Here is a 25,264-nt window from a genome sequence, read left to right as displayed (position 1 = left end):
GCACAACTAGGGTTGCCCCGCCGCCAACAATTGCGCCTGCCAGGCCGGCCAGTGACCGCGCTCGCGCACGATCACCTGGATGCGGCTGGCCGGGCGCGTGGCCAGCGGTGTGAGTGTCACTTCTTCTGCCACGGCATCCAGCCGCCAGCCCGGCGCGTCGACACCCGCCAGCTCTCCCTTGATGCGCTCCCACTCGAACGAGGCAAGCCAGCCCCGCAAAGCCGCTTCGCTCACGCGCCAGTGGTCGGGCAACGTCCAGCCGTGCGCATCCCATTGTTCCTCGCCAGTGGGCACGAACACCTGCCGGGTGCTGACCGGCGCCGCCAGCCAGGCAGCGTCAAGCGCCCCCTGAGTGACCGTGACGGACGGCACGCCGCGCGCTGTCACCAGCGCCCGCCAGTGCTTCATGGCCTCATCACCCCACAGTTCCTGCTTGGTGCCAACCAATACATCGGCCGACGCCAGTTGCTGCTGCCACAGTGGTGAGGCGACAAACCGTGTCTCCGACAACCGGCGCGCATCCACCAGGCACAGGGTCGCGCCCGGTTCGAGCACGCCCTGATAGAGCGGATCGCGCAACAGTTTCAGCAACTCGGCGGGATGGCCCAGGCCGGTGGGTTCGATCAGCAGATGTGCCGGCCGCGCTTCGCGGATCAACCGGTTCAGCGTGACCCGCAACGTCACGGCCGCAGTACAGCCCATGCAGCCCCCCGCCACCTCGCGGACGGTCACGTCATCGTGACGCAGCCAGTCGCCGTCCAGGCCGATGTCACCGAATTCATTGACCAGCACGCCCCAGCGCCGCCGGGTACGGGTGGTGAGATGGCGGATCAGGGTGGTCTTGCCGGCACCGAGCATGCCGGTAATCAGGTTGACGGGTAGGCCTTCGGCGCGCCAGGTGTCGCTCACTGGCCGCCCTGGCAACGGGGGCACAGGCCGTGCACTTCCAGCGGACGCTGACCAATGTGGAAACCGTATTCATTCGCCTGCCGCGCCAGTGCCTGGCGCAGCTCACTGGCCAGGGGCACCTCGCGGGTGTCGCCGCAGGCATCGCACAGCAGAAACTGCGGCCAGTGGTGCCCGGCATCGTCATCGTGGGTGTGCGGGCTGTTGCAGGCGAGGTAGCTGTTGGTGGACTCGATGCGGTGCACCAGCGCATGACGCAGCAGAAAATCCAGCGCCCGGTACACGGTCGGGGGCTGCGCACCGGGTTGTTCGGCGCGCAGCAGGTCGAGGATCTGGTAGGCGGTCTGTGGCTGTGGCTGCGCCAGCAGGATCGCCAGCACGCGACGTCGCGCGGCGGTGAAGCGCGCGCCCTGCTGCTGGCATTGCTGTTCGGCCTGTGCCAGCGCCTGTTCCGTACTGACCATCTCGATTCACCCCTGCGGCGAGAAACCGCGTGCTGTTACTCGTACCACACCGGGAACGGGTCCGGCAGGTTTTTCCAGTGCGCCTGGCCGGCCAGCAGATCGTCGTCGTCCAGCAGGCAGGCATCCAGTTCCGCATGCAGGCGCCCGATGTCCAGTTGCTGACCGATGAAGACCAGTTCCTGGCGCATGTCGCCGAACGGCTCCATCCATTTTTCGCGGATCATCGCCAGCGTTTCCGGATCATCCGGCCAACGCTCCTCGGGCACCGCCTTCCAGAACATGCCGGCCGGGCTGTGCCGGGCAATACCGCCGGCCTGGCTCCACTGTCCGGCAAATTGCGGGCGGCTGGCCAGCCAGAAGTAGCCTTTCGAGCGCAGCAGGCGGCCATTGTCCCAGGTGCGGTGCAGGAAATCATAAAACCGCTGCGGATGGAACGGGCGGCGCGCCAGATAGTGGGTGCTGCGGATGCCGTACTCTTCGGTTTCCGGCACATGCTCGCCCCGCATTTCGCGCAGCCAGCCCGGCGCGGCAGCAGCGCGCTCAAAGCTGAAGCGGCCGGTATCCAGCACGGCATCCAGCGGCACCTTGCCCATCACGGCAGGCACGATACGGGCATCCGGGTTGAGGCTGCGCAGGATGCCGGTCAGTTCTTCCAGCGCCTCGGTGGTGATCAGATCGGTCTTGCTCAATACCAGCACATCACAGAATTCGATCTGGTCCACCAGCAGGTCGGCGACGTTGCGCTCATCTTCTTCACCCAGTGATTCGCCGGTTTCCTGCAACGCGCGGGCGGCATGGAAATCGGCCAGGAAGTTGACGGCATCCACCACCGTCACCAGCGTGTCCAGGCGCGAGACATCGGCCAGGCTGACGCCGTCTTCGTCGGCGAAGGTAAAGGTCTCGGCCACCGGCAAGGGTTCGGAAATGCCGGTGGATTCGATCACCAGATAATCAAACCTGCCCGCCTCCGCCAGCGCGCGCACTTCGCGCAGCAGGTCTTCACGCAGGGTGCAGCAGATACAGCCGTTGCTCATTTCGACCAGTTTTTCTTCGGCACGGTTGAGCGTGACTTCGCCGCGCACCAGGCTGGCGTCGATATTGATCTCGCTCATGTCGTTGACGATCACCGCCACACGACGCTGTTCGCGGTTGTTGAGGATATGGTTGAGCAGGGTGGTCTTGCCGGCGCCGAGAAAACCGGACAGCACCGTGACGGGCAGACGGGATACAGGCAGGGACATCGGGGCAGCCTCTGTTAAAACAGTTATGTTATAACATAACCGTTTGTAGAGACTACCCTGCCAATGAGGGTTCTCCGGCGTCAGTGCACCTGTTGCCAGAGCCGGCGGGTCAGCCCGCTGAGGATCGACGCCGGCATCACTTCCGGCGGCTGTTCTTCATCCGCCTGAATCAGGGCGCCACGGGCGCGTTCCAGGGTGTTGAGCAGCATGGTGCGTTCATTGACGTCGAGCTGGGCGTCGGACTCTGCTTCCAGAATCAGTTCCACCAGCGTGGCGCGTGCCTCGGTGGTGGCCTGTTGGGCCAGGGCCTCGATGACGTACTCCAGCTCATCCAGCCACCGCAATGCCTGAAACAGAGTCATGCTGTTCTCCGCGATACCCCGAAAAAGCCGGAGCGAAAAAACCTGCCAAAAGACCCCGGCCTACCCCATGCCGGCGCCCGACGAAAAGCCAGCCCCGGGTAGCGCACCACGGGCAGGCTGGCAGTGATTATTGACTCAGCGCGGGTACCCGGAACAAGCCGGGGCTACAGTTTCAGAACAAAGGCGCTACGAAGCGTACAGAACACTCCAAAGCGCTTACTGTGTCACAGTTTTGAGGGGTGAACGGGGTGTCAGAAGGGGCCATTCCAGGGTCAGGCGGGGCTGTCCGGCAGCGGCGTCAGGGGCCACAGATCGATCGCCGGCTCTTCATAAGGATGCGCCAGACGCAGCGCTGCCAGGGCAGCACGCAGCTGGCTTTCCAGGCAGATCATCTCCACCTTGTACTCCGCCACCCGCTCTACCCTGCCCTGCTCGCCGAGAAACGGCCGGCTGCCGTCCAATGGCCGGAACTGGCCTTCACCGAGGGTCTGGAAGGCGCAACAGTCGTAGTCGCCAATGCGCCCGGCACCCGCCTCGAAGACCGCGTTCTTCACCTCTTCGACGTGCGTTTCCGGCACATAGAAGCAGAGTTTGTAGACGGTGTTGGTCATGACACCTCTTGCTGCCGCAGCGGGAAGCCCTCGCGCCAGCGGTAATCACCCCGGGCGCAGATCCACACACCTTCGGCACGCACCACCTGTTCGCCGCCGACAAAGAACAGCCCTTCGACAAACAGCTTGCGGCCATCCAGGCGCTGGATACGGGCTTCCATGTCGATATCGGTTTTCAGCGGCGTGCCGGCCTGGTAGCGGATATTCAGCGTGCCGGTCATGCCGATGCCCTCGACCATGTCCTGAGTCTTGGCCATCAGGATATCCAGCATCAGCGCCACCACGCCACCGTGCACACGGCCCGGCGGGCCCTGCCAGGGCAGGCCCAGGTTGGCGCGGCCGCGCACCACATCGCCGTCAAGCCAGAGGCTCAGCGGCGGCGCCAGCGACGACGACAGGCCGGTCATGATCTCGTGGTCGAAGGCATCCAGCACATCGCGGTGGCTGCCCTGCTCCAGGTACAGGCGCTGGAAGATGGCGCTCTGGCCCCGGCGGGGATAATCGCGCACCTGCTCGGCCACCGTGGCCATCTGCGCCGCCCATTGCTCCAGCATGGCCTGCGGGGCATCCAGGCGCACCAGACGGTCCTGGATCTCGCGCAGCGAGGCGGCCAGGGCGCGGCGCACGCGGTATTCCTCATTCGGTTCGTGGGGTTCGGCGATACGGTGGGTGAACAGGCCGTAGTGGTCGCTCAAGGGGACATCTCCTGCTTGGATCAGAGGCTCAGACTCAAGGCCGCAAAGCGTACCGCGAAGCGGCGGCAAACCCCATGACAGGAAACACCAGCCTTGACCGGTCCCAAAATGGGACCTATCGTTCCCAAAAAAGGACCGATACGGATTGCCATGCCATCCACACAGTTGGGCAACGCCCTCTTCTCCACCACGCAACAGCGTCTTCTGGCGCTGCTGTACGGCAATCCTCACAGCAGCTTTTACACCAATGAGATCGCCCGCTGGTCCCAGGTCGGCAAGGGAAGCATCTCGCGGGAACTTGAGCGCCTGCAGGCTGCGGGCATCCTGACGCGTTTCAGGCAAGGCAATCAGATGCGTTATCAGGCCGATGCCCGCTGCCCGATCTTTGAGGAACTGCGCAGCATTGTGCTCAAGACGTTCGGCATGGCAGAGCCCTTGCGCACCGCACTGGCTCCCTTTTTGCCACGATTGGCCTGGGCCGTTATCTATGGTTCTATCGCCCGGGGTGAGGACACCGCAGACAGCGACATTGATCTGTTGCTGATCGGCGACGGATTACTTTATGGCGAGGTCATGGCGCCATTGCTCCCGGTTGAAAAAATGCTTGGCCGCACCATCAACCCGACGTTGCTCACCGTTCAGGAATGGCTGGCCAGGAAGGCCGCCGGACACAGCTTTGCCACCCGCGTTGCCGCACAGCCAACCATAGTGCTGATCGGCGAGGAACCGGAGTTCAAGGATGAGCCCGCTCGAAAATCTGATAAACCTGGCCCGCACAGGTGATCTGAAACCCGAACCACCCGACCGCCGTGAGTGCGAGGGGTTGTTGCAATCTGCCAGAGACAGGCTACAGGACGCCAATAACACCGCACTGTCTTTTGCCAGCCGTTTTGACCTTGGGAACCTCTGAATAACTCCCCGGTGGTTCTGGCTTTCCGGGCAGCACCTGATCAAGGCGCGACTTCGAAGGCATAGCGGGCTACGTCGAGAAGTCGCAACGCGGAGCAGGTGCTGCCCGGAAAGCCCCGGAGGGCGGGCGCTACAGCACGCATTAGCCGCGTTGCGTCGCTTGACAAGGACGATGCCATTGCCGGCGCGCCGCGCCTTGCTACTGCATGCTGTAGCGCCCGCAGAACCACCGGGGAGTTATTCAGAGGTTCCCTTGCCTACAACGCTGCCCATGCCATGGCACTGACGGCCTTGCGCCTGCGCGGTTATCGCTCCGAGCGCCGCTATCTGGTGTTTCAATGCCTGACCCACACGCTGTCACTGCCAGCACTCCAGGTGCGATTGCTCGTCCTGTGTCACGAGCGCCGCAACCTGGCGGAATACGAAGGTTATATGGATATCGACGATGCACTGCTCGCCGAATTGCTGGGCATTGCCAATGACGTGCTGCCCGATGTGGAGCGGGCGCTGAACAATGTCAGATTCTGACCTCAGCGCCCGAAGCGCGGCTGAAAGAAAATACCTTCCGCCTGCACCGTCTGTTCCTCACCGGCAAACACGCCACCTTCGATGAACATCTTGCGGCCGTCCATTTCGCGCAGGCGCGCGGTGAAGCGCACGGTGGTTTCGATGGGTGTGCTATTGAGGTAGCGCACGTTGAGGGTGCCGGTGACGCCGATTTTCAGTGCGGCATGCATGGCGCGCGACAGCACCGCATCCAGCAGCAGTGCGATCACACCGCCGTGCACGCGGCCTGGCGGGCCCTGGTAGTGCATGCCCAGATACACTTCCGCCTCGACGCCTTCCGGGGTTTCCTTTATCCAGGTCAGCGGCGGGGAAATCGGGTTGGAGAGGCCGCCAGCCGGGTCAAAATCCATCATGTCGAAGATATCGCCTGCCGTGGCCGCGCCGCTGAACATGCGCCGGTTGGCGGCGCGGGTATCACGGCGCTCCGGTGTGCCCACCGTCTCTGCCAGTTGCTCCAGTGTGCCGGCCCAGTGCTCCAGGTCGGCCTGGCTGGCCTCGGCGCGGATCAGGCGTTCGGACAATTGCTGCATGGCGGCGGCGATGCGCCGGCGGGCCACGAAATCCGCCGGCACGTCGCCTTTGTGGGCCGCCAGCAGTTCGAACGGCCCGAAGGTCTTGTCAGTCATATTGTTGTTGTCCTGTCAGCCCACCCATTTCCGTGCGTTCTGGAACATGCGCAGCCACGGGCCGTCTTCGAAGCCGGCCCAGTCGTCCGGGTACCAGCTGTTCTGCACGACCCGGAATACACGCTCCGGATGCGGCATCAGGATGGTGACGCGGCCATCGGCACTGGTGAAGCCGGTGACGCCTTCGCGCGAGCCGTTCGGGTTGGCCGGGTACTGTTCGGTGGGGTTGCCGAGGCTGTCGACAAAGCGCACCGCCACCAGGCCGTTTTCCTGGCAACGGGCCAGCGATTCGTCGCTGATTTCCGCCTGCCCTTCGCCGTGTGCCACGGCAATCGGAATGCGCGTGCCGGCCATGCCGGTGAAGAAGATGGACGGCGACGGCGTGATTTCCACCAGCGAGGTACGTGCTTCGAATTGCTCGCTCTGGTTGCGCACGAAACGCGGCCAGTGCTCGGTACCGGGGATCAGCTCTTTCAGTGCGGACAGCATCTGGCAACCGTTGCATACGCCCAGCGCGAAGGTGTCTTCGCGATAAAAGAAACGGTTGAAGGCATCACGCAGCTCGTCGTTGTAGAGAATCGTCTTGGCCCAGCCTTCGCCGGCACCGAGCACGTCGCCGTAGGAGAAACCACCGCAGGCCGCCAGGCCACGGAAATCCGCCAGATCGACACGGCCGGCGAGCAGATCGCTCATGTGCACGTCCACCGCCTCGAAGCCGGCGCGCTCGAACGCGGCGGCCATTTCCAGCTGGCCGTTGACGCCCTGCTCGCGCAATATCGCCACGCGCGGACGGCTGGCGCTGCCCAGCAGCCCGGCGGCCGGGCTGTCGGTCATGTCGAAGGTCAGGCGTACGTTGAGGCCGGGATCGTTGGCGTGCGGAATGGCGTCGAATTCCTGCAACGCGCAGGCCGGGTTGTCGCGCAGCGCCTGCATCCGATAGCTGGTTTCGGCCCAGGTGCGGTGCAGCACGCGGCGCGGGGTTTCCAGCAAAATGGCCCCGCCGAGACGGATACGCAGCACGTCATCGGCGTTCGGCTCGCCGATACGGTGCACGCACTCGCCCAGGCCGGCTTCGGCGTATTCGGCAATCACGTGATCAGCCAGGTCTTCGCGCACTTGCAGCACGGCACCGGCTTCTTCGGCAAACAACGCTTCCAGTGCTTCCCGATTGTCGCCAGCGATGTGGTCCAGCACCAGATCCAGCCCGACGCGGCCGGCGAAGGCCATTTCCACGACGCTCGCGAACAGACCACCATCAGAGCGGTCGTGGTAGGCCAGCAACGCGCCTTCGCGGACCAGTTTCTGCGTGACCTCGAAGAAGTGTTTCAGGCGCTTCGGGTCGTCGATGTCCGGCGCCTCGTCACCCATCTGACCGTATACCTGCGCCAGCGCCGAACCGCCCAGGCGGTTCTGGCCGCAGCCGAGATCGACCACCAGCAATGTGCTGGGCTGTTCGGTACGCAATTGCGGGGTCACGGTCTTGCGGATATCACCGACCGGCGCAAACGCGGACACGATCAGCGACAGCGGCGCGATCACGCTTTTGTTAATGCCCTTGTCGGTCCACAGGGTGCGCATGGACAGCGAGTCCTTGCCCACCGGGATGTTGATGCCCAGCGCCGGGCACAATTCCATGCCGACGGCCTGCACCGTATCGAACAGGTTCTGGTCTTCGCCCGGATGGCCGGCCGCCGCCATCCAGTTGGCGGACAGGCTGACGTTGCCCAGCGCTCCGACATCGGTGCCGGCCAGGTTGGTCAGCGCCTCGGCCACGGCCATGCGGCCGGATGCCGCAGCGTCCACCAGCGCCAGCGGCGTGCGCTCGCCCATGGACATGGCTTCGCCGGTGTAGTGCTGGTAACCGGAGGCGGTCACGGCGCAGTCGGCCACCGGCACCTGCCAGGGGCCGACCATCTGCTCGCGATGAACCAGGCCAGTCACGCTGCGGTCGCCGATGGTGATAAGGAAGGTTTTCGCCGCCACGGTGGGCAGGCTCAGCACCCGCTGGACGGCGTCTTTCAGTTCCACCTCGTCCAGGTCGAACGGCTGGCGTTCAAAATCGGTGCGGTCGAATTCGCGCTGCATTTTGGGCGGTTTGCCGAACAGCACGTCCATCGGCAGGTCCACCGGCGCTTCCTTGAAGTGGCTGTCCTCGACACGCAAGTGTTCCTGATCGGTGGCCTGGCCCAGCACGGCGAACGGGGCGCGCTCGCGTGCGCACAGGGCGGCAAACCGGTCCAGGTCTGCGGGTTGCACTGCCAGCACATAACGTTCCTGCGCTTCGTTGCACCAGATTTCCACCGGGCTCATGCCGGGCTCATCGCAGGGAATCTTGCGCAGTTGCAGGCGCGCACCACGGCCGGCGTCGTGCACCAGTTCCGGCAGGGCATTGGACAGGCCACCGGCGCCCACATCGTGAATGGACACGATCGGGTTGTTGTCGCCCTGTTCCCAGCAGCGGTCGATCACTTCCTGGCAGCGGCGCTCGATTTCCGGGTTGTCGCGCTGTACCGAGGCAAAGTCCAGGTCCTCGGCGCTCTCGCCGGAGGCCATGGACGACGCGGCCCCACCGCCCAGGCCGATCAGCAGCGCCGGGCCACCGAGCACAATGATGTGTGCACCGGCCGGAATTTCCTGTTTCTCGACATGGCCGTCGCGGATATTGCCCAGGCCACCGGCAATCATGATCGGCTTGTGGTAACCGCGCATTTCATCGCCGTTGGCACCCGGTGCGCTGATTTCCAGCGTACGGAAATACCCGCACAGGTTCGGGCGCCCGAATTCGTTATTGAACGCGGCGCCACCGAGCGGGCCGTCGATCATGATGTCCAGCGCCGAGGCAATGCGCTCCGGCTTGCCGTAATCGCCTTCCCAGGGCTGGCGGAAGCCGGGAATGTTCAGGTTCGATACCGAGAAACCGTTCAGGCCGGCCTTCGGCTTGGCACCCCGGCCGGTGGCGCCCTCGTCGCGGATTTCACCGCCGGAGCCGGTCGCCGCGCCGGGGAACGGGGCGATGGCGGTCGGGTGGTTGTGTGTCTCCACCTTCATCAGGATGTGCACCGGCTCGGTGACGTACTGATAGACGCCCGTCTCCGGGTGCGGGAAGAAGCGCGCGGCCTCGCTGCCGGCCATCACCGACGCATTGTCCTTGTAGGCGGACAGCACCCGGCCCGGGTGCTGTTTAAAGGTATTGCGGATCATGCCGAAAAGACTGTTGTCCTGCTGCGCGCCGTCAATCAGCCAGGAGGCATTGAAGATCTTGTGCCGGCAGTGCTCGGAATTGGCCTGCGCGAACATCATCAGCTCGGCGTCGGTGGGGTTGCGCTCCAGACGCGTGAACTGGGTCATCAGGTAGTCGATTTCGTCCTCGGCCAGAGCCAGGCCCAGGTCGCTGTTGGCGCGCTCCAGCGCACCCCGGCCACCGCCGAGGATATCGATGCGCGACAGCGGCGCCGGCGCCTGCCGGGCAAACAGCCGGGCGGCATCGTTCAGGTCGGCCAGCACGGCCTGGGTCATGCGGTCGTGCAGCGCAGCGCGGATGGCCGTGTCGTCCACCTCGCCCGACGCGAACGCCAGACGGTATTCGATGCCGCGCTCGACGCGGCGCACCTGGGTCAGCCCGGCGTTATGGCAGATGTCGGTGGCCTTGGAGGACCAGGGCGAAATGGTGCCGGGACGCGGCACCACGACGAACAGCGTGCCTTCCGGCATTTCCACCGCTGTGTTCGGGCCGTAGCTGAGCAGCTTGCCGAGCACATCGCGCGCCCGGGCGGGCAGTTCGCCGTCGGTGTCCACGAAATGCACAAAACGCGCGCCGAGAGCCGTCACGCCGGGCAGGGACTGCAGCAGCTTTTCCTGACGGAACGCGGACAACGCGGGGGAACCGGGGAGTATCAGCATGACTCGCCTTTAATTCAGCTATTTCCGGGAGGGGTGGAAGAGGCGCAATGATACGGGATTTGACCGCCGATGGCAGCCGCCGTGGCCGGCTCCGGACGGTGTACACCCGTCTCAGGCATCCGCAGCAGCCCGACAGGCCCTGCCTCAGCCGGCCTACCGAGGGCCGCCCCCCGCCACAGTCCTGAAAATAGGGGCAGACAGCACCAAGGGCTTGATTGTCCTACAAATAGGCTCGATATAGTGTAGGAGCGATGCTAGAGTCCGCGCCGTGTCGTAGCACAGGGGGTGAAGCGACACGGACACGTCCCTTACCGGGGGTATATCGGTCGGAAGCGGCAGTACCGGCCTGTCAGTCACCCTGACAGAGCAATTGGAACCGGATATGAGCGCACTGAAAAAACAGATCAGGCACCTGCTGGTCCCGGCGGCCATCCTTACTGCCGTGGCTGCCACCACCGCCATGAAACCGGCACCCAGTGCACTGGAGCGTATCCAGGCACGGGGCGAACTGGTCGTGGTGACCCGTGTTTCCCCGACGACCTACTACGAAGACCAGTACGGGTATACCGGCCTCGAATATGAGCTGGCCGAAGATTTTGCCAAGGAACTGGGCGTCGACCTGCAGATCGTCGAAGCCGACACCCTGGACGAAGTGTTCGACGCCCTGCGCGACGGCCGTGCCGACCTGGCCGCCGCCGGCCTGACCATCACCCCGCAGCGCAAACTGGAATTCGACTTCTCCACGGGCTACCAGGCCGTGCAGGAGAAAATCATCTATCGCATGGGCGAGCCGCGCCCACGCAATGTCAGCGAACTGGCCGGCAAGCGCATCGTCGTGCTGGAGGGTAGCAGCCACGCAGAGCAACTGGCGCTGCTGCAGCAGGAAGTGCCATTCCTCGACGTCGAGGAACTGCCGGGCGCCAGCGCCGAGCAACTGCTGGCGCTGGTGCATGACGGGCGGGCCGACTACACCATGGTGGATTCCAACGCCTACGCCATCCACCGCACCCTGTTCCCGGAACTGGTGTCCGCCTTTGACGCCAGCGAAGCGCAATTCGGCTGGGCCTTCCAGCGGGAAACACACCCGCAGCTCTACCATGCAGCTCAGCGCTACCTGAACCGCGTCAAGGCGGACGGCACCGTCGCCGCCCTGGAACAGCGCTTCTACAGCCACGCCGAGCGCTTCAATCTGTACGCGGCACGCTCTTTCATGCGTCACCTGGACAACCGCCTGCCCGACTACACGGCCGCCTTCCAGCAGGCCGGCGAGGACAGTGGCTTCGACTGGCGCCTGCTGGCCGCCGTCGGTTATCAGGAATCCATGTGGGATCCGCGCGCGGTGTCTCCCACCGGCGTCCGCGGCCTGATGATGCTGACCCAGCACACCGCCAATGAAATGGGCGTGGGCGACCGTGAAGATCCGTTTGAAAGCATCCGCGCCGGCGCCGCCTACCTGCGCAAGCTGCACGACCGCATGCCGGCGCGCATCCCCGAGCCGGACCGGACCTGGATGGCGATTGCCGCCTATAACGTCGGTATCGGCCACCTGGAAGACGCCCGCGTGCTGACTCAGCGCCAGGGCGGCGACCCGGACCTGTGGGCCGATGTACGCGGCCGCCTGCCGCTGCTGCGCCAGCCACAGCACTACCAGCACGCCCGCCATGGCTATGCCAGCGGCGGCGGTCAGGCGGTGGTGTATGTACGTGCCATTCGCGGCTACTACGACACCCTGGTCTGGGCCACCAACACCCAGCGCCACGGCAACATGATGCTGGCCATGGCGCAGCCCGCCGCAGAAGCCAGCGGGAACCTCTGAATTTGGGGTAGGGTGGGTAGAGCCAACGGCGAAACCCACCATGTCCATGTGCCGCACTGCTCGCACAAAACCAGCGGAACTGCTCGCCTCCGTAGAGGGGTAGCTTCGATATTTTTGCGGGAGTGAGCCATGGCATGGACCCGGTGGGTTTCGCCGTTGGCTCTACCCACCCTACCGAACCGACAGGTCAGCTTTCGCCGCTCCCACGCCGCTGCCGAAAGAACCCACGCAACATTATTGCGCTCTCCTCCGCCAACACCCCACCCGTCACTTCAAGACGATGGTTATAAAAGCTCTGTTCCGGTAGCCGCAACTGGCTCACGCAGGTGCCCGCGCGCGGTTCCGTGGCGCCGTACACCAGCCGCGCGATACGTGCATGCATCAGCGCGCCGAAGCACATGGTGCAGGGTTCGATGGTGACGTACAGCGTGGCACCGGTCAGCCGGTAATTGGCTTCATGACGCGCGGCATCACGCAACGCCATCACTTCCGCATGTGCGGTCGGATCATGCCCGGCGATGGGGCGGTTCCAGCCACGCCCGAGCACCTGCCCGTCACGCACCACCAGGGCGCCCACCGGCACTTCACCCTCGGCGGCACCCTGCTTGGCCAGCGCCAGGGCTTCATGCATCCACTTTTCGTCGTCGGTCACGGCTCACTCCTTCACCACGCGGCTATGGTAGCCGCTGGCAGGTCCGCCCGCATGGGGTAAACTGCGCGCTTTGATTGCAACCACCATAGCGAGACCGTCCATGACCCAGCCCACGCTTGGCACGCCCCTCTCCCCCACCGCGACCCGCGTGTTGCTGCTCGGCAGCGGCGAGCTCGGCAAGGAAGTGGTCATCGCGCTGCAACGGCTGGGCTGCGAAGTGATTGCCGTGGACCGCTATGCCAATGCACCGGCGATGCAGGTCGCCCATCGCAGCCACGTCATTTCAATGCTGGATGGCGCCGCCCTGCGCGCTGTCATCGCACAGGAAAAACCGCACCTCGTGGTGCCTGAAATCGAGGCCATCGCCACCGACACGCTGGTGGAGCTGGAGCAGGAAGGGCTGCATGTGGTACCCACCGCGCGGGCCGCAAAACTGACCATGAACCGCGAGGGCATCCGTCGTCTGGCGGCCGAAGAACTGGGCCTGGCCACCTCGCCGTACCGTTTCGCCGAAACCGAGCAGGAATACCGCGACGCCGTTGCCGCCATCGGCCTGCCGTGCGTGGTGAAGCCGGTGATGTCGTCGTCCGGCAAGGGTCAGAGCACGGTGAAAAGCGATGCGGATATCCAGCACGCTTGGGACTATGCCCAGTCCGGCGGCCGTGCCGGCAAGGGCCGGGTGATTGTCGAGGGGTTTGTCGATTTCGATTATGAAATCACGCTGCTGACCGTGCGCCATCGCGACGGCACGTCCTACTGCGCGCCGATTGGTCACCGTCAGGAAAAAGGCGATTACCGTGAGTCCTGGCAACCGCAACCGATGTCCGATAAAGCCCTGGCGGAAGCCGAGCGGATTGCCGGTGCCGTGACCGAAGCGCTCGGGGGCCAAGGCATTTTCGGCGTGGAGCTGTTCGTGAAGGGCGACGCCGTGTATTTCAGTGAAGTCTCGCCGCGGCCGCATGATACCGGCATGGTCACGCTCATTTCCCAGAACCTGTCCGAATTCGAATTGCATGCCCGCGCGATTCTTGGTCTGCCGATCCCCGCCATTCGTCAGTACGGCCCGAGCGCCTCGGCGGTACTGCTGGTGGAAGGCGATTCCGGCCAGATGACCTACGGCAACCTGGCCGCCGCACTGGCCGAGCCGGACACCGACCTGCGGCTGTTCGGCAAGCCGGAAGTGCGTGGCGAACGCCGCCTGGGCGTGGGCCTGGCGCGCGACGAAAGCATCCAGGCCGCGATTGACAAGGCACTGCGCGTGGCCGGCGCGATTGACGTCACGCTGTGATCAGCGGCGCCGGCGCGCCTGCTGTTGCAGGCGCCGCTTGCGCCACCACAGATACACCCCGGTGCCACACAACAGCACCAGCACCCAGCCGCTGACAAACACCAGCCAGCGGCCAGCCAGCCCGAACTGCGCGCCATTGTGCAGCGGGAATTGCCAGTCGAGAAAACGGTTGCCGGCAGGCACCTGCCGCGCATCGCGTGTTGCCAGCACCTCCCCTGCACCACTGACCCAGACCCGCGTGGTGCCGTGCCCTTCACCCGCCTGCTGAAAGGCCACGCGATAGCCCTTGCCGGGCCCGTCGGGAAAATCGATCCGCGTCAGTGTCGCTTCCGGGAACACACGTCGCGCCGCGTCGATGGCTGCGTCAAACGACACCGACTCGCCGGTTGCCGACAGCGATATGTTCTGCGGCGCGTCCACCGGCAACACGGCCCTGACCAGCGCCGTTACCTGGGCAGGAAAGACCAGTGCCGTGCCAGAGAAGGCGACGATCAGCATCACCGGCAACAACACCACGCCAGCCACCTGATGCAGATCGTGATTGAAACGGAACACCCCCAGATCGCGGCGTACCGTGAACGCCCTGCGCCAGCGGCCCGCGCGGGGCCACCAGAGATACAGGCCCGACAAACAGAAAAACAGCAGGAACAGGCCGCATAGGCCCACCACATATTTGCCGGTGCTGCCCGACAGTAGCGTGTAGTGCAACCGGTAAATCCAGCTCATGGGATAGGCGCCCCACTGCCGCACTGCCAGCACCTGCGCGGTGGATGGCGACACCGCGACCTGGATCGGGCCGGGTGCGCCCTCGGGGCCGGGGAAACGCACCACATGCGGGCTGCCGTCCCCCTGCGAGACGTCCAGCCGCCGGGGCACGGCATCGGGCATCGCCGCCTGCGCCGCCGCAATGATCTCGTCGAATGAACGCAAAGACCCCGGCGTGCTGCGCAGCGCCGGGGTCAGCCATTCATCCTGCGTGTCGTGAAACACCAGCAGGCTGCCGCTGGCACCGATCACCCCCAGCAGCACCGCCAGTGCCAGCCCCGCATATTTATGCAGGGCGAGCAGTGTGGGTTTCATGCCTGATCAGAAGTCCAGGCTGTAGCCGACACTGAGCGTGCGGCCAAGGCCCTTGGTGTATTGCGTATCCAGCAGACCTGCGCTCTGGGCGAAGAAGGTGAAATAGTCTTCATTGAACAGGTTGTCGATACCGAACGAGAGTTTGCCTTCGGACAGCGTGTAGATCAGTGAGGCATCCACCAGGGTGTAACTGCTGAAATCGTTATCGGCACCGTCGCCCGGATAGTTGCGGCTGAACAGGTAGTTGCCCGTCACCTGGCTGGCGATCCTGTCGTTCCAGCGGGTTTGCCAGCGCAACGTCAGGCGGTCGGGAGAAATGTCACGCGCGCCCAGCCGGGTATCGGTATGCCCGCCATCGTCGGAGTCAAATTTACCGTTGACGTGTGCGTAGCTCGCACCGATACGATGGCGCTCAGTGAGCTGATAGTTGGTGTCAACTTCCACACCTTCGATCTCGGTTCTTTCACGGCTGACTTCGAAAACGCCGTTAACCGGTTGAAGGCGTGCTCCCAAATCAGAGTCGGACCGGAAGTAACTGATCTCCGCATCCCAGGCGCCGTGGTTGAAGCGCCAGCCGATTTCCTGGTTGTCCGTCACGATGGGCCGCAGGTCGAGAAAGTCATCCACACGCTGGCCCGGATCATCAATGCCGCGCAGCACCCGGCCCACATCCGGCATGCCGAAACCTTCTGAATAGTTGGCAAACAACTGCGCCCAATCGTTGACCTGATAAACGACGCCAAAGTTGAACAGGGTTTCGTCAAAGCTCGGCTCGCCACCTTCAACAAATTGGCCACCGTTGTAAGACGCCAGCGTAGTGAAATCATCCACTTTGAGCTTGGCGTATTCATAACGCACACCCGAATGCAGCGACAAACGCTGGGTAGCCCGGTATTCACCCTGCACAAACGGGGCAATATTTTCGAACCGGGTTTCCGGCACCCACTCCCGGCCGGTCTGCGTCAGCATCTGACTGGTTTCATCCTGGAGCACGTCCAGACCGGTGGTGATTTTCAGCCGGTTGTTGAACATGCCGTCACGGGTGACGGTGAATTTTGCACCGACTTTGTCGGATTCATTCTGCGATTGATCAAAGACATCGACGCCCGGATTGCTCGGGTCCTGGAAGGTACCCGCAGTAGAACCCCCATACAACGCCCGAAAACGCTGCGTATAAACCTGCGCCAGCACCTGATTGCCCAGCCAGTTGTCGTGCCGGTAGGTCAGGTTGGTGGTGACCACATCATTCTTTGGTGCATCCCCTTCCGGCGACCCCGGCACCGACGTGGCGGGCACGCCGTTGGCACGGCTTCCAGACACCAACACATAATCGTGATGGCCATCCAGCTCAAAGCGGTTCACGGTGAATTGCAGTTGCTGGTTTTCCGTCAGCCAGTAACCCACTTTCAGAAACAGGTCGTGGCTGCGGGAATCCATGGTGTCGCCCTGGGTCGGGTCAATGCCGATGGCGCGGCCGTCGGCATCGTAGTACATGCCGCGTTCTTCAAAGGTGGCCGCCGCCAGGAAATCCCAGTTGCCACGCACGCCTTCCACACGGTAGTCCAGCTTGTAGCCGACGCCATCTTCGTCATAGTCGGTGGGCGCGCTGGCGCGCATGCCCAGGTGCTGGCGAATCTGCGTGCCTTCCGGCCGCCGGGTGACGAAGTTGATGATGCCGCCGGTGGCGCCCAGGCCGTGCTCGGCGCTGGCACCGTGAATGATCTCGATCCGTTCCACCATCGACAGGTCAATGGTGTAGCCATCGCGGGAACCGTCACGCAGCGGGTTGGACTGGGGCACCCCGTCGATCATGAACAGCGGGTTGCGGCCCCGGAACGTCTCGCCGGAATTGGTGAGCTTCTGGCGGCTGGGCGAGAACGAGGGAATCAGGTTGCTCAGGACCTGGGAGGTATCCGAGGTCACCGCCAGTTGCTGTTCGAGCTCTTCACGGGTGATGACGGTGATCTTCTGCGGCGTTTTTCCCGCCACGCTGCCACCCCGGGTGGCGCTGATCGAGACTTCATCGAGCTTGTTGACGGTTTCAGCAAGAATGGGCTGGGCCAGCACAAGCGGTGCCAGGCACAGGCCGGACAGAACGGGATGACGCACGGTGGAACCCCCGGATCAGACAATAGGCATAGTGATATCAGGCGGCACGATATGGCGACTGAGAATCATTGTCAAACAAGAGAGATAGCCGGTTGACATCTGCCCGGCGGCCCCCACTATCTGCCTGAACGCTGGTTTATCATCAGCGCCATCAGCCCGTGCATGGAGTTGCGGTAATGCAGAATATGCCTGTCCACCCTGACACCCACAGCAAGGTCATCGGCTACCTGCTCTGGATCTTCGGCTTCACCGGCTCACACCGTTTCTACTATGGCAAACCGATCACCGGCACCATCTGGTTCTTCACCTTCGGCCTGTTCCTGATCGGCTGGATCATCGACCTGTTCCTGATCCCGTCCATGGACCGCCAGGCCGACCACCGCTTCCGCACCGGCCAGGTGGACTACAACCTCAGCTGGATACTGTTGACGTTCCTCGGCCTGTTCGGCGTGCATCGCATGTACATGGGGAAGTGGATCACCGGCATCCTGTACCTGTTCACAGCCGGTCTGCTCGGGCTGGGGTATCTGTACGACCTGTGGACACTGAATACGCAGGTGTCGGAGCGCAACCGGGTGCTGGCAACACGCTGATACGACAAGGGCCGGCAACGCGCCGGCCCTTGTTGTCGTCACGATGGGAGCATCTGTCAGGCGGGGGCCGCCACACGCGACGGTTCACCGCGCAGCTTGATCACATCCGCACGCGGCGGTGCGCCGAACATGCGGCTGTATTCGCGGCTGAAGTGTGACGGGCTTTCATAGCCGACACGATAACTGGCCGTGGCGGCTTCCAGCCCCTCCGTGAGCATCAGCCGGCGTGCTTCGTGCAGGCGCAGTTTCTTCTGGAATTGCAGCGGTGACATGCGCGTCACCTGCTTGAAGGTGTGGAACAGGGTCGACTCGCTCATGTTAACGTTGTCTGCCAGTTCGCGAATCCGCAACGGCTCGGCAAAACGGTCCTTGAGCAGCGCGATCACGCGCGACACCCGGTGTGCCTGGCTGTCCGCTGCAGCAAAGTCGCGCATGCGCGCACCCATCTCGCCCATCAGGGCGCGATAAATAATCTCGCGCCGCGCCAGCGGCGCCAGCATGCGTGCATCCGTGGGTGAACCGAGCAGGCTGACCATGCGTGTCATGGCTTCCAGAATGCCGAAATCCACCTGCGCAATGCACAGGCCGCAGGCCACTTCGCTGCAGGCGATGTCCTCGTGCAGCGGCATGTCGTCACCCAACTCCAGAATCAGGTCAGCCACTTCCTGCGGGTCGATGGTGAGCTTTACTGCCAGGTAGGGTTCGTCTTCCGATGCCTGCAACACCTGCCCCACCACCGGCAGATGCACCGAGGACACCATATAGCTCAGCGGCCCATAGATAATTTCGCGGTCACCGAGCTGCACCGTCTTCTGCCCCTGGGCGATGACGCATAGCGCCGGCTCATAGACGGTAGAAGTACAACTCGTTGCACCGTTCGCGCGCAGCAGTTCCAGGCCAGGAATGGCCGTGCTCACCACGCCTTCTTCAGTGATGTGTTCCATGACCTGCTCTGCCAGCTTGCGGCACAACGGTGCATTGATCTGCTCGCTGCAGGCACTGTAGTCGATCATCATCTTGACCCTCCCACCGACAGGTTCCGGCAGTATACGCAGCCCTCCGGGGTGAATAAGGGCCGGCCACCGACTTCTGCAGGATCAGGCAAGGACCGTGCAGAAACGTGCAAGCTACCCCGCGCGCGCATGCACCCCGGTGCCGGCCCGCGCCGCGCCGAGCGGCGGGCACTGGCTGACTGTGCGCTCCGGCACCACAGTCTGTCCAGTCCGTCATGCTGGCAGTTTAACCCTTGCGTAACAGGCTCCTGACAAACTCTGTCGCAGCTTTGTGTCACCAATAGCACACGCCACTATCTCGCTCGCCGCAGACGCACCGCCATGCCGGTGCGGGTTTACGGCTGCGCCGGGATCATGGCCCGCGCCGTTATTCGACGGCACAAAAACAGAATCAGGCAAGGACGCTGCATAAACCGGATATCCCCCTGGCAGCGCCGCTGCGTAATCTGTACCGACTGGGCCGGGTATCGACAGACACCTTCGCCATCGACAGCGCCACGGTGCTGTTTTGTTTTTTTCAGCAAGCGGTCGCGTCACCGCGTCACCGCATGGAAACCTGCAAGAACAGGAAGCGAACACGTCATGAATGCAGTCACTCGAAGGGACGGAACAATGATGTTGGGCATAACCATTACCGTGCTGATGCTGGCCGTGGCTTTCCTGGCCGGCTGTGATGCGCGTGGCCAGGCCGCCGAATCGGCGCCACCGCCGCCGCAGGTGGATGTCGCCGAAGTACTGGCTGAAGACGTCACACTCTGGAACCGTTACACCGGCCGCGTGGCTGCACCGGAAACCGTGGCACTGCGTCCACGGGTCAGCGGCTACATCGACAAGGTGGCCTTCGAAGAAGGCGAACTGGTGCAGCAGGGGCAAGTGCTGTTCGTGATTGACCAGCGCCCATACCAGGCACGCCTGCGCGCCGCCGAAGCCGATCTGGCACACGCTCGCAGTCAGTTGGCCCTGGCCACGACCGAGGCCGCACGTGCCCGGCAGCTGATGGAAAGCCGCGCCATTTCACGTGAGGAATTCGACCAGCGCAGTGCATCGCAGGCCAGCGCCCAGGCTACCGTACAGGCGGCCGCCGCCGCCCTGGAGTCGGCACAACTGGATCTGCATTACACCGAAGTGCGCTCGCCGGTCAGCGGCCGCGCCGGCCGCGCAGCAGTCACCCGCGGCAACCTGGCCAGTGCCGACAGCACCCTGCTGACGACCGTGGTGTCCGTAGACCCGGTACACGTCTATTTCGAAAGCACCCAGCAGACCGCCAATGAACATGCCGCCACCGACGCGGGCAACATTCCGGTACGGATCGGCCTGCCCGGTGATGAAGGCTTCCCGTATCGCGGCGAACTGGATTTCATCGACAACCGTGTCAACAGCGAGACCGGCACGCTGCAATACCGTGCCGTGCTGGCCAACCCGGACGGCGTGTTCCGACCGGGCCAGTTCGTGCGGGTTGAGATGCCGCTGGAAAGCGCCCGCCATGCCGTACTGGTGGACCAGAAAGCCGTACTCACCGATCAGGATCGCCGCTACGTGTATGTGGTGAACCAGGACAACCGCGCAGAACGCCGCAATGTTATTGCCGGCCGGCGCGTCGATGGCTTGCTGGTAATCCGCGAAGGGCTGTCCTCCGGTGATCAGGTGGTCGTCAACGGGGTGCAGAAAGTGTTCTACCCCGGCATGGAAGTGGTCCCGCAGCGGGTCAGCATGCGTGCCGGGCACGAGGGGCAGCTGGCGGTCACGCCGTAACCGCGATGCCGGCGGCCACCCCGCCGCCGGCCAGAACAATTCAAGGAACTGTATTCGGGCGGCATGCACATGCCGCCCCGCTGAGGTGTTGCCATGAACTTTTCCCGTTTCTTCGTCGACAGGCCGATTTTTGCTGCCGTGCTGTCGATCATCATTTTTGCGGTGGGGGTGATCTCGATCCCGCTGTTGCCAATCAGTGAATACCCGGAAGTGGTACCACCCTCCGTCGTCGTGCGCACCGTCTACCCCGGCGCCAACCCGAAAGTGATTGCCGAAACCGTGGCCACGCCACTGGAAGAAGCCATCAACGGCGTCGAGGACATGATGTACCTGAAATCGGTGGCCGGCTCCGATGGCGTGTTGCAAATGACCGTCACCTTCCGCCCCGGCACCGACGCCGATGATGCTACCGTGCGCGTGCAGAACCGTGTCAGCCAGGCACTGGCCCGGCTGCCGGAAGACGTGCGCCGGCAAGGCGTCACCACACAGAAACAGTCGCCCACCTTCCTGATGGTGGTGCACCTGACGTCGCCCGGTGGCGAGTACGACACCCTGTACCTGCGCAACTACGCGCGCCTGCATGTCAAAGATGTGCTGGCCCGTATCCAGGGCGTGGGCGACGCGCAGGTATTCGGTGGTGGCGACTACGCCATGCGCCTCTGGCTCGATCCGGACAAGGTGGCCGCGCGCGGCCTGACCGCCAGCGACGTGGTGCGCAGTGTCCGCGAACAGAACATACAGGTGTCTGCCGGCCAGCTCGGCGCCGAGCCGATTCCCAACAGTGATTTCCTGACCCTGATCAACGCCCAGGGCCGCCTGCGCAGCACCGAGGAATTCGAGGACATCGTGCTCAAGCGCGGCGCCGACGGCGAAATCGTCAGGCTGGCCGATGTGGCCCGGGTGGAACTCGGCGCCGGTGACTACACCCTGCGCTCTCAGCTCGACGGCAAGCAGGCGGTGGGCATCGGTATCTTCCAGGCACCCAATGCCAATGCGCTGGAAATCCGCGACGCGGTTATCAGTGCCATGGACGAGATTGCCACCCGCTTCCCCGAGGGCGTGGAATACGAAGCCGTGTACGACACCACCATTTTCGTCCGCGACTCCATCAACTCGGTGATCAAGACACTGCTGGAAGCGATCCTGCTGGTGGTGCTCGTGGTCACACTGTTCCTGCAGACCTGGCGCGCGTCCATCATTCCACTGCTGGCGGTGCCGGTGTCCGTGGTCGGCACCTTCGCCGTGCTGTATCTGCTCGGTTATTCGATCAACACCCTGACACTGTTCGGGCTGGTACTGGCCATCGGGATCGTGGTGGACGACGCCATCGTGGTGGTGGAAAACGTCGAACGGAACATCGAGGAAGGATTAAGCCCGGTGGCTGCCGCGCACCAGGCGATGAAAGAAGTGTCCGGGCCAATTGTAGCCATTGGCCTGGTGCTGTGTGCCGTGTTTATCCCGATGGCCTTCCTGTCTGGTGTCACCGGCCAGTTCTACCGCCAGTTCGCGGTGACCATTGCCATCTCCACGGTGATCTCCACCATCAACTCGCTGACCCTGTCGCCGGCCCTGGCAGCGATGCTGCTGAAACCGCATGACGCACCGAAAGACCGGCTGACACGTATCATCGATGCGCTGTTCGGCTGGGTGTTCCGTCCGTTCAACCGTTTCTTCAACCGCAGCTCCGCCAGCTACCAGCGCGGCGTTGGCAAATCACTGGCACGGCGCGGCATGGTGTTCGCCATTTATGCAGTGCTGCTGACCAGCACCGGGCTGATGTTCAAGGCGGTGCCACCCGGCTTTATTCCGATCCAGGACAAGCTGTACCTGATGGCCGGCGTGAAACTGCCGGAAGGCGCCGCCCTGGAACGCACCGATGAACTGCTCAGCCGGGTCAGTGAAATTGCCATGGAAACCGATGGCGTGGCACACACCATCGCCTTCCCCGGCCTGAACGCGCTGCAGTTCACCAACACCTCCAACACCGGTGTCGTGTTCCTGCCACTGAAGCCGTTCCATGAACGCAGCATGAGTGCCGAAGAGATCAATGCGGAAATCAATCGCCGTATCAGCGAATTGAAGGAAGGCTTTGCATTTTCCTTCATGCCACCGCCGATTCTCGGCCTGGGCAACGGCTCCGGCTATCAGCTGTTTATCGAGGACCGTGGCAATCTCGGCTACGGTGCTCTGCAGGATGCTGTCAACGCGATGCAGGGCGCCATCGCCAACACGCCGGGCATGGGCTTCCCGATCAGCAGCTACCAGGCCAACGTGCCGCAGCTGGATGCCACGGTGGACCGTCTCAAGGCAAAAGCCCAGGGAGTACCGATGACGGAACTGTTCGATACCCTGCAGACCTATCTCGGCTCGACCTACGTCAACGACTTCAACCTGTTCGGCCGCACCTGGCAGGTCATCGCCCAGGCGGATGCCTCGCACCGCGACAGCGTCGAGGACATCGCCGGCCTGTACACGCGCAATGATCGCGGCGAAATGGTGCCGGTCGGCGCGATGGTCAGCATCAGCGAAAGCTTCGGGCCGGACCCGGTGTTGCGTTACAACGGCTACCCCGCCGCTGACCTCGCCGGTGAAGCCGATCCGCGCATGCTGTCTTCGGCACAGACCATGGACGCCATCACTGCACTGGCCGCCAGCACGCTGCCGAACGGCATGGCCTTCGAGTGGACCGACCTGAGCTATCAGCAGGCCACCCAGGGCCGCGCCGCGCTGGTGGTGTTCCCGCTCGCCATTCTGCTGGTGTTCCTGGTACTGGCCGCGCTGTACGAAAGCTGGGTGCTGCCGCTGGCGGTCATCCTGATCGTTCCCATGTGCATGCTCTCGGCACTGATCGGTGTCTGGTTTGCAGGCGGTGACAACAACATCTTCGTACAGGTGGGCCTGGTCGTCCTGATCGGCCTGGCGTGCAAGAACGCCATTCTGATCGTTGAATTCGCCCGTGAACTGGAACACCAGGGCCGTGGCGTGGTGGAAGCCGCGCTGGAAGCCTGCCGCCTGCGCCTGCGTCCGATCATCATGACCTCGATCACCTTCACCGCGGCCGTGGTGCCGCTGGTGATCAGCAGCGGCGCGGGCGCCGAAGTGCGCCAGGCGCTGGGCACCGCCGTATTCGCCGGCATGATCGGCGTGACACTGTTCGGCCTGTTCCTCACACCGGTGTTCTACGTGGCGCTGCGCAAATGGGTGCTGCGCCGCGCCGATGCCAACGATGCCTCGCAGGAGAACCCGCATCATGCGTAAATTCATCTTCGCCCTGCTGCCACTGGCTATCGCCGGCTGTGCCGTGGGGCCCGACTACGAGGCGCCGGATACCGGCGCCCCGGAGACCTTTGCCAACGCACCACAACAGGCCGCCGTTGATTCACAAAGCGAACAACGTTTCTGGCAGGGGTTTGACGATCCGCAATTGGCGGCACTGGTGCAGCAGACACTGAACGCCAACCATAACCTGCAGGCCGCACTGGCCCGCTATGAAGGTGCCGAAGCATTGCTGCGTGGTGCCCGCCGTGAACAATGGCCGTCGATCACCGCCAGCGCCGGCGCCGCCGAACAGCATCTCGCGGCGGTGGAACGCACCTCGTCCGCCGAGCGCGTCGAGGTGTATCAGGCCGGCGTCGCCGCGCGCTGGGAACTGGACCTGTTCGGCCGGCTGCGCCGCGCCACCGAATCGCGCGTGGCGGAACTGGACGCCGCCGGTGCAGATCTGGCGGCGCTGCAAGTGGCGCTGGTTGGCCAGCTTGCCAGCGGTTATTTCGAACTGCGCGGCCTGCAGCAGCAGTACCTGATCGCCGAACAGAACGTGGCCAATCAACAGGCCCTGCTGGATATCGTCAGCTCCCGCGTGGACGCCGGCCGTGGCACCGCCTTTGACCAGGTGCGTGCGCAGGCACAACTGGAAACGACCCGCGCGGCGTTGCCGGCCATCGACAGCGCCGTGCAGATCACACTGCACCGCCTTGCCGTGCTCACCGGCCAGCCACCGGCGGCGCTGCGCGACAGCCTGGGCGTGCCCGCGCCACTGCCGGAAGCCCTCCCTGCGGTGCCGGTGGGCAGCCCCGGCGACGCGCTGCGCCGACGCCCGGATATCCGCGCTGCCGAACGACGGCTGGCTGCCGCCACCGCGCGTATCGGTGTCGTCACCGCCGACCTGTTCCCGCGTTTCAGCCTGGATGGCCTGATCGGCTCGGTGGCCGGCGACAGCAGCGATCTGTTCAGCGGCCCGGCCGAGTCACGTCGCATCGCACTGGGCGTGGACTGGACGTTCCTGGATACCGGCCGCGTACGGGCCCGTATCGACGCCGCCGATGCCGAGTCCCGTGCGGCACTGGCCGGTTACCAGCAGACCGTTCTGAATGCGCTGGAAGAAACCGAAAACCTGCTCGTGCGTCATCAGCGCAGCCAGCAGCGTACCGAACGCCTGCGCGATGCCACGGCGGCCGCCAGCGAAGCCGTGCGCCTGGCCCGCACCCGCTACGACCAGGGCTTTATCGGTTACTTTGAAGTGCTCTCCGCCGAACAGGAACTGATCAGCACCCGTGATGCGCTGATCCAGAGCCAGACCGAGGTCACGGTGTCGATGGTGAATCTGTATCGCGCCCTGGCCGGCGCGCCGCTGCCGGCTCCGGAGACCGCTTCACGCTGAAGCCCGCACGGGCTTGTGGT

At 63.9% G+C, this 25,264-nt stretch carries 20 protein-coding genes; 8 read left to right on the top strand and 12 right to left on the bottom strand.

Annotated features, from left to right (window positions below; genetic code table 11):
- Window positions 1-6: 6 nt before the first annotated feature.
- The 6 genes from S7S_RS18745 to S7S_RS04135 form a co-directional block, all read right to left on the bottom strand.
- Complete coding sequence (locus S7S_RS18745; RefSeq protein WP_008738451.1) at window positions 7-909, bottom strand: CobW family GTP-binding protein; 903 nt, start codon at window positions 907-909, stop codon at window positions 7-9.
- On the bottom strand, window positions 906-1,370 hold the full coding sequence (locus tag S7S_RS04155) for a transcriptional repressor (RefSeq protein WP_008738453.1): 465 nt from the start codon (window positions 1,368-1,370) through the stop codon (window positions 906-908). The genes S7S_RS18745 and S7S_RS04155 overlap by 4 nt, the downstream gene beginning before the upstream one ends.
- Before the next feature lie 35 nt (window positions 1,371-1,405).
- Window positions 1,406-2,611 carry a zinc metallochaperone GTPase ZigA gene (gene zigA / locus S7S_RS04150; RefSeq protein WP_008738455.1) on the bottom strand — a complete coding sequence of 402 codons (1,206 nt, stop codon included), beginning with the start codon at window positions 2,609-2,611 and terminating at the stop codon, window positions 1,406-1,408.
- Between the two features lie 80 nt (window positions 2,612-2,691).
- Complete coding sequence (locus S7S_RS04145) at window positions 2,692-2,973, bottom strand: hypothetical protein (RefSeq protein WP_008738457.1); 282 nt, start codon at window positions 2,971-2,973, stop codon at window positions 2,692-2,694.
- A gap of 272 nt (window positions 2,974-3,245) precedes the next feature.
- Window positions 3,246-3,584 carry a YqfO family protein gene (locus S7S_RS04140; RefSeq protein ID WP_008738460.1) on the bottom strand — a complete coding sequence of 113 codons (339 nt, stop codon included), beginning with the start codon at window positions 3,582-3,584 and terminating at the stop codon, window positions 3,246-3,248.
- Entirely contained in the window at window positions 3,581-4,279 is a 699-nt protein-coding gene (locus S7S_RS04135; RefSeq protein ID WP_008738462.1) for a PaaI family thioesterase, read from the bottom strand. The genes S7S_RS04140 and S7S_RS04135 overlap by 4 nt, the downstream gene beginning before the upstream one ends.
- Before the next feature lie 93 nt (window positions 4,280-4,372).
- Between S7S_RS04135 and S7S_RS04130 the strand changes: the two genes are divergently transcribed.
- Both S7S_RS04130 and S7S_RS19530 read left to right on the top strand, forming a co-directional pair.
- Entirely contained in the window at window positions 4,373-5,062 is a 690-nt protein-coding gene (locus S7S_RS04130) for a winged helix-turn-helix domain-containing protein (RefSeq protein WP_238582936.1), read from the top strand.
- Between the two features lie 402 nt (window positions 5,063-5,464).
- Window positions 5,465-5,716 (top strand): hypothetical protein, encoded by a 252-nt coding sequence (locus S7S_RS19530; RefSeq protein ID WP_202966524.1) that lies wholly within the window; start codon window positions 5,465-5,467, stop codon window positions 5,714-5,716.
- 2 nt (window positions 5,717-5,718) lie between these two features.
- Here the strand turns inward: S7S_RS19530 and S7S_RS04120 are convergent, their stop codons facing one another.
- Both S7S_RS04120 and purL read right to left on the bottom strand, forming a co-directional pair.
- Window positions 5,719-6,381 (bottom strand): PaaI family thioesterase, encoded by a 663-nt coding sequence (locus S7S_RS04120; protein ID WP_008738027.1) that lies wholly within the window; start codon window positions 6,379-6,381, stop codon window positions 5,719-5,721.
- A 15-nt stretch (window positions 6,382-6,396) separates the two neighbouring features.
- Window positions 6,397-10,281, bottom strand: coding sequence for a phosphoribosylformylglycinamidine synthase (gene purL, locus S7S_RS04115; RefSeq protein ID WP_008738028.1), 3,885 nt, complete (start codon window positions 10,279-10,281; stop codon window positions 6,397-6,399).
- A 382-nt stretch (window positions 10,282-10,663) separates the two neighbouring features.
- On the opposite strand from purL, the gene mltF reads away from it, so the two are divergent.
- Window positions 10,664-12,097: a membrane-bound lytic murein transglycosylase MltF gene (gene mltF / locus S7S_RS04110; RefSeq protein WP_008738029.1), complete on the top strand. Its 1,434-nt coding sequence runs from the start codon at window positions 10,664-10,666 to the stop codon at window positions 12,095-12,097.
- 187 nt (window positions 12,098-12,284) lie between these two features.
- Here the strand turns inward: mltF and tadA are convergent, their stop codons facing one another.
- On the bottom strand, window positions 12,285-12,749 hold the full coding sequence (gene tadA / locus S7S_RS04105; RefSeq protein ID WP_008738031.1) for a tRNA adenosine(34) deaminase TadA: 465 nt from the start codon (window positions 12,747-12,749) through the stop codon (window positions 12,285-12,287).
- 100 nt (window positions 12,750-12,849) lie between these two features.
- On the opposite strand from tadA, the gene purT reads away from it, so the two are divergent.
- Window positions 12,850-14,037, top strand: a complete 1,188-nt coding sequence (purT, locus tag S7S_RS04100) for a formate-dependent phosphoribosylglycinamide formyltransferase (RefSeq protein WP_008738032.1) — start codon at window positions 12,850-12,852, stop codon at window positions 14,035-14,037.
- Here the strand turns inward: purT and S7S_RS04095 are convergent, their stop codons facing one another.
- Window positions 14,038-15,117 carry a PepSY-associated TM helix domain-containing protein gene (locus S7S_RS04095; RefSeq protein WP_008738046.1) on the bottom strand — a complete coding sequence of 360 codons (1,080 nt, stop codon included), beginning with the start codon at window positions 15,115-15,117 and terminating at the stop codon, window positions 14,038-14,040.
- 6 nt (window positions 15,118-15,123) lie between these two features.
- Entirely contained in the window at window positions 15,124-17,226 is a 2,103-nt protein-coding gene (locus tag S7S_RS04090; protein WP_008738048.1) for a TonB-dependent receptor, read from the bottom strand.
- 176 nt (window positions 17,227-17,402) lie between these two features.
- On the opposite strand from S7S_RS04090, the gene S7S_RS04085 reads away from it, so the two are divergent.
- Window positions 17,403-17,819: an NINE protein gene (locus tag S7S_RS04085; protein ID WP_008738050.1), complete on the top strand. Its 417-nt coding sequence runs from the start codon at window positions 17,403-17,405 to the stop codon at window positions 17,817-17,819.
- A gap of 56 nt (window positions 17,820-17,875) precedes the next feature.
- On the opposite strand, the gene S7S_RS04080 is transcribed toward S7S_RS04085, so the two are convergent.
- Window positions 17,876-18,835 carry an AraC family transcriptional regulator gene (locus tag S7S_RS04080; RefSeq protein WP_008738051.1) on the bottom strand — a complete coding sequence of 320 codons (960 nt, stop codon included), beginning with the start codon at window positions 18,833-18,835 and terminating at the stop codon, window positions 17,876-17,878.
- A gap of 609 nt (window positions 18,836-19,444) precedes the next feature.
- On the opposite strand from S7S_RS04080, the gene S7S_RS04075 reads away from it, so the two are divergent.
- The 3 genes from S7S_RS04075 to S7S_RS04065 all read left to right on the top strand — a co-directional run bounded on the left by S7S_RS04075 (window position 19,445) and on the right by S7S_RS04065 (window position 25,244).
- Complete coding sequence (locus S7S_RS04075; protein WP_008738053.1) at window positions 19,445-20,584, top strand: efflux RND transporter periplasmic adaptor subunit; 1,140 nt, start codon at window positions 19,445-19,447, stop codon at window positions 20,582-20,584.
- A gap of 93 nt (window positions 20,585-20,677) precedes the next feature.
- Window positions 20,678-23,842 carry an efflux RND transporter permease subunit gene (locus S7S_RS04070; RefSeq protein WP_008738055.1) on the top strand — a complete coding sequence of 1,055 codons (3,165 nt, stop codon included), beginning with the start codon at window positions 20,678-20,680 and terminating at the stop codon, window positions 23,840-23,842.
- Window positions 23,835-25,244: an efflux transporter outer membrane subunit gene (locus S7S_RS04065; RefSeq protein WP_008738057.1), complete on the top strand. Its 1,410-nt coding sequence runs from the start codon at window positions 23,835-23,837 to the stop codon at window positions 25,242-25,244. The genes S7S_RS04070 and S7S_RS04065 overlap by 8 nt, the downstream gene beginning before the upstream one ends.
- The last annotated feature ends 20 nt before the right edge of the window (window positions 25,245-25,264 follow it).

The organism is Isoalcanivorax pacificus W11-5 (genome assembly GCF_000299335.2).
Lineage (GTDB): Bacteria > Pseudomonadota > Gammaproteobacteria > Pseudomonadales > Alcanivoracaceae > Isoalcanivorax > Isoalcanivorax pacificus.
Note: the sequence above shows the minus strand (reverse complement) of the source record. Positions and strands in the feature narration are given on the sequence as shown.